Genomic DNA, 12,938 nt, shown 5'->3' on the forward strand with positions numbered 1-12,938 from the left:
AACGTGTCTTGCTGCGTTTTTAATTACCTTGAAAGTAGAGTTTCATGTTATCGATCACTAGAAATAGTTAAGACAATCGTCATCGTTACGCCAATAACCGTTAAATACACACCTAAATCAAATAATAGTGCTGTTGCCAGCTCCACCTCTCCGAAGACAGGAACGTGGTAATAATCAAATGTTTGGCTAAGAAATGGCTGACCAAATAGGAAAGAGCCAACACCTGTAGCAATTGCAATAATCAGCCCAATTGCAATCATAGTACGATAATTAACTGGCAATACTTTGTTTACGGCTCTCTCACCATAAGCCATATACATCAAAACAATTGCAGCCGCAGTCATCAAACCTCCAATAAAACCTCCACCTGGTTCATTGTGCCCTGCAAAAAATAAATTGACTGCAAACCCAAACAAAATAAACGCAATTAATACTGTCATTGTTTTTAAAATTAAATCATTCGTTTTTACCATAGACTTCCCCTCCGGATATTGTTAGTATATCTCTATCTGTTTGTTAAAATCCTTGAAAGTTAAAAAATCCAGCAAGAAATGATGTGAGCTTCGTCATTAAATCAAAAAACAAGAAGAACCCCATAAAAATCATCACATAGCCACCGATTTTCACTAACTTTTGTGAATTTCTCTTTATCCATTTCATTTTACCAATAAAAAAGGCAAGAATAAAGAACGGAATAGAAAAACCTAATGAATAAGCAGTCATTAATAGTATTCCCAGTTCAGTATTTGTTGCTGCGAGCGAAATGACTGCCATCAAAATCGGACCTGTACACGGAGTCCACCCCAATGAAAATGCCATACCAATAATAAATGATCCAACGAAACCAGCTGGTCTGTTTTTAAAATGTACTTTTTTTTCTTTCATTAAAAAATCAAAATTTAAAGCTCCTATGATAATTAAACCAAAAAGGACAATTAAAATCGCACCTATTTGACGAATTAAATTTTCCCAGTAATTTAAAAATTCACCAATGAAACTTGTCGCAAAACCAAGGAGAATAAATATACTAGAAAAACCTAAAAGAAAAAATAAAGTATGTAGAATGCTTTTATAGTTAAACATTGCTTTTTCTTCTTTTATATCATTGACACTCATACCAGTAATGTATGAAAGAAATGCTGGATAAAGTGGTAATACACATGGAGAGATAAATGATAAAAAACCTGCTCCAAATGCAATAAAAATATTTACTTCATTCAAGTTGGTCACTCCAGACTCCTCAATATTCACCACGACGCTAACGTCAGTAAGCCCTACTTCAAGTTAACATAAGTAAGCAACAGACGCTAACAGCGTGATAAGTTTGGTTAATGATCAATGGGGATCAAACCGTCCTGATCAAAGGATCATTTTATAGATTTTCTATCTCTATAAATATAATAAAACCCTTGCTGTTTATTAGCAAGGATTCTAATTCGACAATTATGTTACAACCTATGGTTATTTATTATCCATTTGGTTGTTCATAGAACGCATCATTTGCTTGATTTTCTTCTGCGATGGTTTTTGGCCCATTTGCATCATTAATGTTCTTAACATTTGTTCATTAATAGGTGGGTTTTTCTTTAAATAGTTCATCATATACTTTCTCGCGATAAAAAAGCCTAGGGCAATCCCGGCTAAAAGAGCAACCACGATAAATATAATCCAAAGAACAGTGCTCATTCGTTTTGTTCCTCCTTCAACTTGTCTCTTATACAGTATAGTAAAAGTCCTTTAATAATACAAGCACTTGCTTGTGAATTTGTCTACGCAAAAAAACTTTACCTTAATATCATATCATGATCGTTCGCACTTACTATATATTTAAGTTTGTTGAAACACATTTCTAATGGCAAAAAAATGGGACGAGGAACCTGCTCCTCTGTCCCATTTTAGTTTAATTAAAATAATTCATTTACGTGTTTAACAACATTTTCTACAGTGAAGCCGTATTCTTCAATAAGTTTGTTTCCATTCGCAGATGCTCCGAATGTGTCGATTGCAATGATTTTTCCTTCAAGGCCAACATAACGCTCCCAGCCTAATGAAGAAGCCATTTCAATAGCAACTCGTTTCGTTACAGCACTTGGTAACACAGATTCTTTATATGCTGCATCTTGTTTGTCGAAACGATCCCATGAAGGAATACTTACAACACTTACGTCTTTTCCTTCTTCTTTTAAAGCTTTTTGCGCTTTCACTGCAAGCTGTACTTCAGAACCAGTTGCAACTAGAATCGCATCTGGAGTTTCTTTCGAAGCAGGGCTTACTACATAACCACCTTTTTTCACACCTTCGTATGCATTTTCAGCAGTACCTTCTAACGTAGGAAGTCCTTGACGAGTAAGCACTAATGCAGTTGGCTGTGATGTAGACTCCATTGCTAAGCGCCATGCAGCTTGTACTTCATTACCATCTGCTGGGCGAATAACAGAAAGATTTGGCATAGCTCTAAACGCAGCTAGTTGTTCTACTGGTTCGTGAGTTGGCCCGTCTTCTCCTACCGCAATTGAATCGTGTGTTAATACGTATGTTACAGGGAGATTCTGAATAGCAGACAGACGAACAGCTGGACGTAAGTAGTCACTGAATACGAAGAAAGTACCACCGAATACTTTAAGTCCTCCGTGTAATGCCATACCATTTAACGCAGCTGCCATCGCAAATTCACGTACACCAAACCAGATATTACGTTTGTCTGGCTCTGCAGCTGAGAAATCCCCAGCATCTTTTAGATTCGTTTTGTTTGAACCTGCTAAGTCTGCACTACCACCGAACAATGAAGGTACAGTTTTCGCAATAGCATTTAACACTTCACCTGATGTAGCACGAGTAGCAGCTTCGTCTTTACCTGCTTCATATACTGGTAAGTCTTTATCCCAACCTTCAGGTAATTGCTTGTTAATAGCCTCATCTAATTCTTGACCTAATTCAGGGTATGCTTTCTTGTAAGCATCGAATAATTCATTCCATTCTTGCTCTGCTGTTTTACCGTTTTCAACAATTTTCGTATTAAAGTCCTGATATACTTCATCAGGTACATGGAAATCTTCATGTTCCCAATTATAAAAATCTTTGGTTAATTTAACTTCATCTTCTCCAAGTGGCGCACCATGTGACGCAGCTGAAGCAGATTTATTAGGAGAACCATAACCGATTACAGTTTTTACTTCAATTAATGTTGGTTGGTCCGTATTTGCTTTTGCGTCTGCAATAGCTTGTGAAATGGACTCTGTATCCGTACCATCTTCAACACGGATTACTTGCCATCCATAAGCTTTAAAACGGTCTTCTACATTCTCAGAGAATGCTTTGTTTAACTCGCCATCTAATGAAATATCGTTAGAGTCATATAAAGCAATAAGCTTGCCTAATTTTAAATGACCAGCTAGAGATGCAGACTCATGTGAAATACCTTCCATTAGATCTCCATCACTAACAAGTGCAAATGTATAGTGATCTACTACATTAAATTTATCTTTATTGTATTTAGCTGCTAAGTGTTTTTCAGCCATTGCCATACCAACACTCATCGCAATACCTTGACCTAGTGGTCCTGTCGTTGCTTCTACCCCATCGGTATGGTGTACTTCTGGGTGACCAGGAGTTTTGGAATCCCATTGACGGAATCCTTTTAGATCATCAATTGTTACATCATAACCTGACAAGTGAAGTAAGCTGTACAATAACATAGATCCATGACCTGCAGATAATACAAAACGGTCACGATTAAACCATTTAGAGCTTTTCGGGTTATGATTCATGTGTTGTGTCCAAAGCGTATATGCCATTGGAGCAGCACCCATTGGCAACCCTGGATGACCAGAATTAGCTTTCTCAATCGCGTCTATTGACAATGTTCTTATTGCATTAATAGACATTTGTTCAATTTGATTTGCCATCTTTTCATTTGTCCCCTTTCAAAATTGCAAAATATGTACGCACATTTATAATCCTATAACGAAATCAGTTTAAAGACAAGTATATCAAGACAAAAAGCGCGTAATTTCTTTAGAATTATCAGTTTTTGCTAAACTTTTATAATTTTTGAAGAAAAAGTAGAACGTTCTACTTTTTCTTCTCTTTTAATTGTTTTACTTTTTTAGGAGTGACATCATTCCCGTTCGGGTCGACGACAGTCATCCCTTTCATATGATTTTTAAAGGATTTTCTGACATTTTTCAGATAGGCTTCACGCAAAGATTTTTGTTCCTGCTTTTCTTCATCTGATAAACCTTCTGTTTTCGCTTTATTTGCTAATTCATTAATACGAGCAATTTTTTCCTTTGATAACATAGAGATTTGACACCTCTTTTCTATTCCATAATAACGGTTGATTTATCCTAGTTTACAATGAAAAAAGAGTATACACGAATCGTATACTCTTTCTTCATTCTAATCTTGATTTAAACAGTTTTCAAGTGATTGGTATTCCTGATAACGGCGATGCACAGTTGCTTTAGATACATCGTAACCCATTCCTCTCAAAACGGAAGCGATCTCTTGGAAGGTTAAATTATTCCCTTTTAACCGGACTACTTCTTCTATCGGAAATTCTTTTCGTTCTCTACCTTTGGCGAGATGCTGATTAGAAAGATTTTCGGCTGGATTAAATCCATTACTGACTGCCTTCTTCATCCCTCTTTTAATTTTTGCATTGTGTAATTTCCTTTGATATTCCTCTACTATCGAGACAATTTGCAGCACCATTGAATCGCCTTCCGATAGTTGTAGTTCACCATGGTGTGAAAGTGTATATATGTTGACATTTAAGCGATTTAACTGATGAAGTAATGCTATCTTTGTATTTCCTCTTCCAAGTCTTGTTTCATCTTGAATAAGTAGTGTATCTGCCTTTCCGCTTTGAAACTCCACTAACATTTCAAAAATACCTTCTCGTTCAATCTCATATCCGCTCTGTTTTTCTTCTATTATATTGATGATTTCGAAATTATATTTATTTGCAAACAATTGCAATTCTTCTTGCTGCCGTTTAATAGAAGTTTCTTGCGCTTCCTTTTCTGTACTCACACGACAATAAATGATTGCTTTCGTCATAAACTTACTCCTTCATTTTATAAACTAGTTACTGCTGAAACATAAAAAAAGACAATAGCTAGTATAAAAGCAACCAAATAGAAAATGTCAATCTTAGAAATATTTTTTAACATGATAAATCCCTCCACAGAACTTTTGTTCGTACTTTTATTATACACGAACAGATGTTCATGTCAACAGTTTTCTCGAACGAATGTTTGTAAATATTATCTTACTATGCTATACTTTGATTAATAAATAATACGTATAAGGAGATTTAAATATGACAAATCTATCAAAACGACAAGAGGAGATATTAGCTTATATTAAAGAACAAGTAGAGTTAAAAGGATATCCGCCATCTGTTCGTGAGATTGGAGAAGCAGTTGGTTTAGCATCAAGTTCAACCGTTCACGGTCATCTAGCCAGATTAGAAAAAAAAGGTTATATTAGACGTGATCCTACTAAACCAAGAGCGATAGAAGTACTTCCACAAGATGGAGAACTGGAAATTCCGAAAACAGAAGCTACATTTGCGCCAGTTATCGGGAAAGTAACGGCCGGTCTTCCTATCACAGCAGTCGAAAATATTGAAGAATATATTCCGATTCCGCACAATGAAATGCATGTAAGTGAACAATTATTTGTATTGATTATTGAGGGAGACAGTATGATTGAAGCAGGAATATTAGATGGAGACAAGGTAATTGTCAAACAACAAAACACAGCAGAAAATGGAGATATTGTAGTTGCAATGACAGAAGACAGTGAAGCAACTGTAAAACGTTTCTTTAAAGAAAAGGATCATATTCGCTTGCAACCTGAAAATGCAACGATGGATCCGCTAATCTATGATAATGTCAGTATTTTAGGAAAAGTAGTCGGCTTGTATCGCAGTATCTAAATAAGTTAGTCATAATAAAAAAGTGCGTACTTTCTATAAGTCGCATTTTCTTTTTTTAACAATTCTTATAAGTTATTGTTTACTATAATCTTATTATGTATACTAATGTACTTCCATTGTAGATTGTCTTATCTTCTATACTATTTTTTGTTTTTATCCAGTAATAAATGGATGTACAAGGAGACCTAGACATCGAAAGGTCTAGGGGCTCCTTGTATTTTCATAGATTAGAATATGGTCCGGTTTCTTTATACGTGCACTTACATATTAACTGTAATTCACATAATCCTTGGTCATCATAGAGGTATTAACTATGATTATTAGCTTAATGGAATTATTCCACCGTTAGCATTCTCTGGTGCAGGTAATGTGAAGGAAGGTGCATCACCAATATTATTACAACGATTTGGATTCACATCACAAATATTTCCTTGTGCATCTTGTATAACAGGTCGGGTAACCGTTATATTAGTTCGTAAAACTACTTTAAACAAAATCCCCGTAACCAAATCACCAACTACAGGCCCAGTTATTACTGGTACACCTGGTTGAGTGAAGATTCCTTCCACTTCCAAAGGTGTTTCTTGTAATGTATCTTCTGGACAAGCACCCGGAAAGTCTGTATGCTCTTGGAAAGGAATTGAAGTGTCTAACGTAACCGGTGCGTCGACACCCGCGATTGTTACCGTTATTGTAACTGGAAGGACACCAATATTAACAACTTTATCCCGTATAATACGAGCATTTTGCGTAACCTCATCTAGATTTGGAACAACGTTAACTGATACAAGATCATCTAATACGTCTAAACCAGCAAAAGCAGTTATAGGTAATGTCAGTTCTGCAACTTTTTGAACAGTCTTTGTACCTACAAGTGAGTTAACTACTACACAATCATTCGTCAATTGAGCAGGTTGAAGAGCAGGTTTTCTAACATTACACTGACAACCGGCCGCTTGTTTATTTGGTGGACATGAACAATCTTGCTTTTTCCTTTTGGTTTTCGGTTTTATAGGAATTTTTCCTGGAACTTCAACTTTTACACCACAATTCTGATGAGTCATATTATCCCATCCCTTTCTGTTGTTTTTTAACCCAATTTCGGATTCTCTTTATTTTACTTATTTTGTGCGTTTTTGTGTGGGCATTCATTACATAATATGGTATAAAAGTTCAAATTTTAATTAATGAGGACAGAAGGGTACGATTCAGATTTTCTCAAAAATAAGAAAATATGTTATGTGACAAAATACTAGAATTTAATGAAGCTATAAAATAATAAGGCTATCTACTATTAAATAGGATGAGATCGTCTACAAATTGAAATAAATTTAATTATTAAAATAAGGAGCGTTTTCCATGGAGCTCCATTGTTAATTAAAGTGATTTGTATTCACGACTAATTAAAATGTTCCATTGTTTAAATGCCGTTGCAACTCTTTGACAACGAGTGAAGGTTCACTTAGTTTCCCATCTACCACAGTATTTAGATATTGCTGGAGTTTTCGGATTGTTTGTGGTCCTAAATAACCGTCAATTTTAGCACCAATCTTACTTTGTAACGCCTTAATAACTAAGCTACCGCCTTTACCAAAGGTGATGCCTGATACGATCTTTGAGGTAACTTCATTGCGTAATTGATTGCTGATAACACCATCAACCACAGTTCCAAGATATTCCTGAAGTGCTCTTGTGGTTTGTTCTCCCCACCATCCATCTACTTTTAAATTGGCTTTCTTGGTTTTCTTCCTTCCAATCACTGCATCCGGATTGATCGCTTTGACTTTTTCTTTCAAATTGAATATTTTAATTAAACCATCTACATGCCCTTGAGCGATGTCCTCTAAAAAAGAATCCTTTTGTAACTTAGATGCATCACTTTCAGAATCAATAAAGCCATTTTCCGTTAGTAATGCTGGCATATTAGCTTCACGCAGCATATGGAAATTTGCGTTTTTTTGACCACGATTAGCCAAATTAACTTGGCCAATAATGGCTCGATGCATTACGTTACGATACTTAGCTGAATGTGAGCTATTAGATAATCCATTATAAATATAATCTTCATAGCCAGTTCCACCACCTGCGTTAATATGAACAGATACTAAATAATCTGCTCCCCATTTATTAGCATCATTCGTACGTTGTCTTAATGATAATGTTCTATCTTTAATACGACTTAAACGAACAGAAACCCCTTGATAATGATTTAACTTTTCTCTGATTTTCAATGATATAGCTAAAGTTAAATCTTTTTCCCTTAGTCCATTACCCGTTGCGCCTGAATCACTACCACCATGCCCCGGATCAATATAAATTTTAACCATCTTTATCCTCCTCTGATCACCAAACTCTTCTCGTAATACTTCCGTCAAGTTTTTGCCACTTACTTCATTTATATGCTTTAGCTTATTTGCTAGGTTGGACGGTACCAACACATTAGCATAATTACGATTCTTAAAATCAATAGAATGACCATTTTAACTATTATGAATAAATAATGGAGCTACTATCAGAGCAGCTCCATTATTATATGGTCAAGATATTTTTATTGTCAGTCCTGGTGCTAGTATAATTTTCTGCTTATTTCTAAAGAGGGTGAGTTTTTTACAAGAGTATGTGGTATTTAGGAAGAAATTAAATCCTCCTGTATTAATGTCCCAATTAAGGACACATTAAAATATGATGTCGAACATTGTGAAAAGCATAGGAGGGCATGTTATGACATACAGGGAATATTGGGAGCAGATATACGAAAAACATGAAGAGTTAAATTCGATAATATCTTCTTATTGGAATAATTACTCCCACATGGGAACGTGGCAATTTTGGGTTGTAATTTTTTTATTGCTATTTCCCCTATTCTTGCTCTACTTTACAGTGGATAGAAAAAGGTTGTTTGAATTGTTTTTCTTTGGATACACCGCTCATATGCTTTGGGCATATATTGATATTATGCTCGAAAGCTACGGTTATTTTGTTCACCCATACTTTCTCATACCAGCATTACCGTTAGCGCTAAATATGACTGCTTCTGCGCTTCCAGTAGGCTTCTTACTTGTGTATCAATATTGTACTAATAATCATAAAAACTTCTATTTGTATACACTAATGATAAGTGCAGTGTTTGCATTTGGTTTTGGAAGCTTAGAAGCCCATTTTGGATTAGTAATATTCGATAAAGGAATGAATCAATTTTATCTGTTCCTCATCGATATAGTCATAGCATTTACTTCTTTTTGGTTTACGAAATTCATCAGCAGAATCGTAAATAATCAAAGTTAATTACTCTATGGAGGTTTTAGTTGAAATGCATTTAAACATTTAGCTTTTGTGAAAAGAATTTAATTGATGTAATTAAGAAGCTCATTTCTTTTTGTTAACAATTCAATGCTTGTAGAAAAATATTATAAATAACATATCTAACTTAACTATATATTCTCTAGGCACACACGCTGTTGATTAAAACTAGCTATGATATGAAAAGATTATAGCATGGAAGTTTTCAAGTAACTGCAAATGTGTACTTACACATTCCAAAACGGTTTGCCGAGAGATCAATAGCTGATTATGAAGCTTGTTAAGAGAAAAACACCTACTTATTCGGTAGGTGCTTCGTCATTAATCTAAATTTTCAACTGCATAATCTGCTTGTTCTTGTGTAAATTGATCTCCATAATCCGAGGTTAATTGATCTCGTATTGCTTCATGGGACATATCCATTGTCTCCTGATAATTTCTTGCTGATTTTAAGGCATTTTCATTCCAGTCTGCTTCTATATTATCTATAGCGTATTGTGCCTCTTCTTCTGTGAATTGTTCCCCTTGTTCCGAAATTAATTGATCATATATAGCTGCTTTTGACATATGCATTGTCTCACTATAGTTTTCTGCAGTTTTCAATGCATTTTCGTTCCAATCAGCTTCTATATTATCAATTGCATATTGAGCCGCATCTTCAGGGAATTGATCACCCATTTCGGCAGTCAACTGATCAAAAATCCCTGCTTTTGACATTTGCATCATATCTGAGTAGTTTTCTGCTGAATTTAATGCAGAAGTGTATTCGCTAGGAACATCGTCTTCAACATTTGATTCTTCTTCTGGCTCCTCTTCTACAACTGTTTCCTCTGGTTCATCAGTTTCTTCTGCAGACTCTTCTTGATCTACTTCATTCCCCTCTGTATTGTCTTCTACTTGATCATTTTCTCCATCTGCAGCTTCTTCATCCCCTAAATTACCGACAATTCCTATGAATAAAACTACCGCAATTATCCAAAACCACCAACGTTTTAAAATAGACTTTTTTGTTTTTTCTTTCGCCACTAATTTTCCCCTCCATTATGTAGAATATAAGTACAATTTACTATACTTCCCATTATTCTACAACATTTCCATAAGAAAAAACAACTACTTTTATGTAAGGTGCTTTCTTCTTTCATCCTCTATAACATCTTCTAATGATGATAAAACTAACATCTCTAAATTTCTCTCTTGTCGGCAACTTTCATCATTTATCAAACGCAAATTTTTTTCTCGTTGTCTTTTGGCAAACTAGCTAATTCTTTTAAAATACTTTCATACAACTGAATCACCACTTTACACTAATGACATATATACTATTACTTTCGACATAAACAATGAATATCCTCCCATTTAATTTACAATTTTCATAAACTCAACAATTTAATATATTATACTATTGTTAAATACGATAATTTAACAACTTTACACTGGAGGAGATAGAATGGCAACTAAAGATATTAAAATGACTAATACAATAAAATCCATAGAATCTATGATGGACATCCTTATTTATATTTGTTAAATAAAGTTAATAATGCTATTATGTTCCTAGTGTATAGGAGGTGAATTTAAGTAATGACTTCAATTAATCTTTTTGGTATTTTTGTTACTCTAATTCCACTAATTTTATCAATTGCTGCTATTATTTTTATTATTTGGTTTGCTCTTACTTTGATAAAGACATTGCAAGAAAAGAATAGAATTTTATCTGAAATATCTAATGAGATGAAAAAGACTAATCATCAAGATAAATTGTAAACACTGCTCTTACGGTCTTCTTTATCCTCATTTAATATGTTTTATTGTCGCGCTTGCAAACGTGGGGCATTTGTGGACAGATCGAAGGCAACTAAAAAAACGCACATTTCTCATGATAAACAAAAATCCTCGACACCAACAGTGCCAAGGGTTTATAGTTATTAATATACTTGGATATATCGTTCTCTTTCCTAAGGGTGAACTTGCGTACGGATTACAATTTAATAGAGGAAACTCAGTAAATTTAATTCAAATGATTGATATAACATCCTTTTTAAATTTTGATAAAATCATCCTAAATCAATTATTTTTAAATTTTTTGGGGTGTATTAGAATTGAATAAACTGTTGATATAAAAGGTTAGCACATAATTATTCGGTAGGTGCTTTATTAAAGTAATCTTTTCCTAAGGTTTTATCGTCAATACACGGCCTTTAAATTCCGTACACCCCCGTTTCTAAAACATTTGTCAACTATTAATTATATACTGATGAACTACATTGATTACAAATCGCTGTTTTTTGAATGGCAACAGGAGTCCGACTCTTCAGAGTGATCATATTCGTCATGACGGCGGAGCCATGTCTTGCCATTGCCATCACTTCGTCCAGGCGGCTGTTCCCAGTACTCCTGCCTGCCAAGAGCTGTTAAATCAAGGTAGTTGAAGATACCAAGTATTAGGTCAGTTCCGCGGGCGTAAGTCGTATAGGTGTGAAAAATTCTTTCGCCATCACGAAGAAAGCTGCTCACGCCAGGCACTTCCATTGACTGTCCCGAATCAACGGGTATTCCCTTCTGAACAAGCTCGTCTTTTGTCAGGTAGTTATATTCAATCGGAGTGATGGATTCGTCCAGCGTAACGTGAAAGTCATAGTTAAAGTCGCTATCGTAGGACGAGTACCAAGGAATATTCCAACCCATGCGCTCCTTGTAGCGTTGGAGCTTTGGAAACGGAGCACGGGAGATCAGAGCCAGTGAAGTGTTGCGTGCATGCAGATGCGCAAGATGGCCGATATTGTCCGCAGCCAGCGAGCAAGCCGGGCAACCTGCTTCCCAATCAGGATCGAACATGAAGTGATGAACGATAAGTTGAGGACGCCCTTCAAACAGGTCAAGCAAACTGGTCTTACCATTCGGACCATTTAAGACATAGTCCTTATTGATCTCTACCATAGGGAGTCGGCGGCGCTCGGTATTCAACGCATCCCGTTCCCTAGTGAATTCCTTCTCTTTGGCCAGTAATCTCTTACGAGCCACAAGCCATTCGTCTCGTGACACGACATTTGGTAGTTGCAGATGATTTTGCGTTTTTTTCATATAGTCATCTCCTTTCTTTTGCTTTCTTAAGTTTATCACGCACAATGGCTATGAGCTTCTTCTCGATTGCTAAAAACATTACCTTTATTTCATTTTCATCGCTTTTTCATTCAATTAATTGGCCCATTTTTGAATAGCATGATTGACAATTTTTTTCGACTTTACTTTATTGTAACTTAACACCTTCAATCGCTAATTATGAATCTTATTTCAATCAAATCACATCTTTTAATAAAGATTAATTTTTTTTGGGGGTTTTTGGGATGCGACTTGGGGTAGAAAAAACCACACTAATTTTAAAACAAAACAAAAACCCCCGACACCAAAAGTAGAGTGACCCAATAATATGAGACAGGAAAAAACACCCCCAGAGTCGTATTAATTATTTATCGACATTTGGAGGTGTTTTTTGTTATGGGGAAGAAGATGGTTTATCCTGAAGAAATTAAAAGAGAAGTGATACGCTTAAAACTTTCTGGGGAACTAACGAACAAAGAGATTATGGAGAAGTTTGGTATTAAAAATAAGACACAAATCAAAACTTGGATGAGATGGTATAGGAATGGTGAGGAGCACAGGTTAGCTCAACCAATTGGAAAACAATATGCTTTCG

The 12,938-nt window shown here is 35.3% G+C and carries 14 protein-coding genes; 4 read left to right on the forward strand and 10 right to left on the reverse strand.

Features of this window, described 5'->3' with window-relative positions; translation table 11 throughout:
• Positions 1–47: 47 nt before the first annotated feature.
• The 6 genes from D569_RS0118985 to D569_RS0119010 form a co-directional block, all read right to left on the reverse strand.
• On the reverse strand, positions 48–473 hold the full coding sequence (locus D569_RS0118985; protein WP_018934019.1) for a Na(+)/H(+) antiporter subunit B: 426 nt from the start codon (positions 471–473) through the stop codon (positions 48–50).
• 43 nt (positions 474–516) lie between these two features.
• Positions 517–1,221, reverse strand: a complete 705-nt coding sequence (locus tag D569_RS0118990) for a cytochrome c biogenesis CcdA family protein (RefSeq protein WP_026287390.1) — start codon at positions 1,219–1,221, stop codon at positions 517–519.
• Positions 1,222–1,461: 240 nt separating this feature from the next.
• Positions 1,462–1,686 carry a YneF family protein gene (locus D569_RS0118995; RefSeq protein WP_018934021.1) on the reverse strand — a complete coding sequence of 75 codons (225 nt, stop codon included), beginning with the start codon at positions 1,684–1,686 and terminating at the stop codon, positions 1,462–1,464.
• 218 nt (positions 1,687–1,904) lie between these two features.
• The gene (gene tkt, locus D569_RS0119000; RefSeq protein ID WP_018934022.1) at positions 1,905–3,905 is read right to left on the reverse strand and encodes a transketolase; all 2,001 of its coding nucleotides are present in this window, start codon (positions 3,903–3,905) and stop codon (positions 1,905–1,907) included.
• A 166-nt stretch (positions 3,906–4,071) separates the two neighbouring features.
• Positions 4,072–4,299 carry a DUF896 domain-containing protein gene (locus tag D569_RS0119005; protein WP_018934023.1) on the reverse strand — a complete coding sequence of 76 codons (228 nt, stop codon included), beginning with the start codon at positions 4,297–4,299 and terminating at the stop codon, positions 4,072–4,074.
• Positions 4,300–4,398: 99 nt separating this feature from the next.
• Positions 4,399–5,061: a YneB family resolvase-like protein gene (locus tag D569_RS0119010; protein ID WP_018934024.1), complete on the reverse strand. Its 663-nt coding sequence runs from the start codon at positions 5,059–5,061 to the stop codon at positions 4,399–4,401.
• A 262-nt stretch (positions 5,062–5,323) separates the two neighbouring features.
• Between D569_RS0119010 and lexA the strand changes: the two genes are divergently transcribed.
• Positions 5,324–5,944, forward strand: a complete 621-nt coding sequence (gene lexA, locus D569_RS0119020) for a transcriptional repressor LexA (protein ID WP_018934026.1) — start codon at positions 5,324–5,326, stop codon at positions 5,942–5,944.
• A 320-nt stretch (positions 5,945–6,264) separates the two neighbouring features.
• On the opposite strand, the gene D569_RS0119025 is transcribed toward lexA, so the two are convergent.
• Complete coding sequence (locus D569_RS0119025; protein ID WP_018934027.1) at positions 6,265–7,008, reverse strand: hypothetical protein; 744 nt, start codon at positions 7,006–7,008, stop codon at positions 6,265–6,267.
• 339 nt (positions 7,009–7,347) lie between these two features.
• The gene (locus tag D569_RS23735; RefSeq protein ID WP_018934028.1) at positions 7,348–8,271 is read right to left on the reverse strand and encodes an N-acetylmuramoyl-L-alanine amidase family protein; all 924 of its coding nucleotides are present in this window, start codon (positions 8,269–8,271) and stop codon (positions 7,348–7,350) included.
• 394 nt (positions 8,272–8,665) lie between these two features.
• Between D569_RS23735 and D569_RS0119035 the strand changes: the two genes are divergently transcribed.
• Positions 8,666–9,229 (forward strand): hypothetical protein, encoded by a 564-nt coding sequence (locus tag D569_RS0119035; RefSeq protein ID WP_018934029.1) that lies wholly within the window; start codon positions 8,666–8,668, stop codon positions 9,227–9,229.
• A gap of 336 nt (positions 9,230–9,565) precedes the next feature.
• Here the strand turns inward: D569_RS0119035 and D569_RS0119040 are convergent, their stop codons facing one another.
• Positions 9,566–10,270, reverse strand: a complete 705-nt coding sequence (locus D569_RS0119040; RefSeq protein ID WP_018934030.1) for an Ltp family lipoprotein — start codon at positions 10,268–10,270, stop codon at positions 9,566–9,568.
• A gap of 555 nt (positions 10,271–10,825) precedes the next feature.
• On the opposite strand from D569_RS0119040, the gene D569_RS0119050 reads away from it, so the two are divergent.
• Entirely contained in the window at positions 10,826–11,008 is a 183-nt protein-coding gene (locus tag D569_RS0119050) for a hypothetical protein (protein WP_018934031.1), read from the forward strand.
• A 504-nt stretch (positions 11,009–11,512) separates the two neighbouring features.
• Here the strand turns inward: D569_RS0119050 and D569_RS0119055 are convergent.
• Positions 11,513–12,325, reverse strand: coding sequence for a DUF899 domain-containing protein (locus D569_RS0119055; protein WP_018934032.1), 813 nt, complete (start codon positions 12,323–12,325; stop codon positions 11,513–11,515).
• Between the two features lie 414 nt (positions 12,326–12,739).
• Between D569_RS0119055 and D569_RS0119060 the strand changes: the two genes are divergently transcribed.
• A partial coding sequence (locus D569_RS0119060) for a helix-turn-helix domain-containing protein (protein ID WP_018934033.1) occupies positions 12,740–12,938 on the forward strand: 199 nt, incomplete at its 3' end.

The sequence above is a fragment of the Gracilibacillus lacisalsi DSM 19029 genome, from assembly GCF_000377765.1.
GTDB lineage: Bacteria > Bacillota > Bacilli > Bacillales > Amphibacillaceae > Gracilibacillus > Gracilibacillus lacisalsi.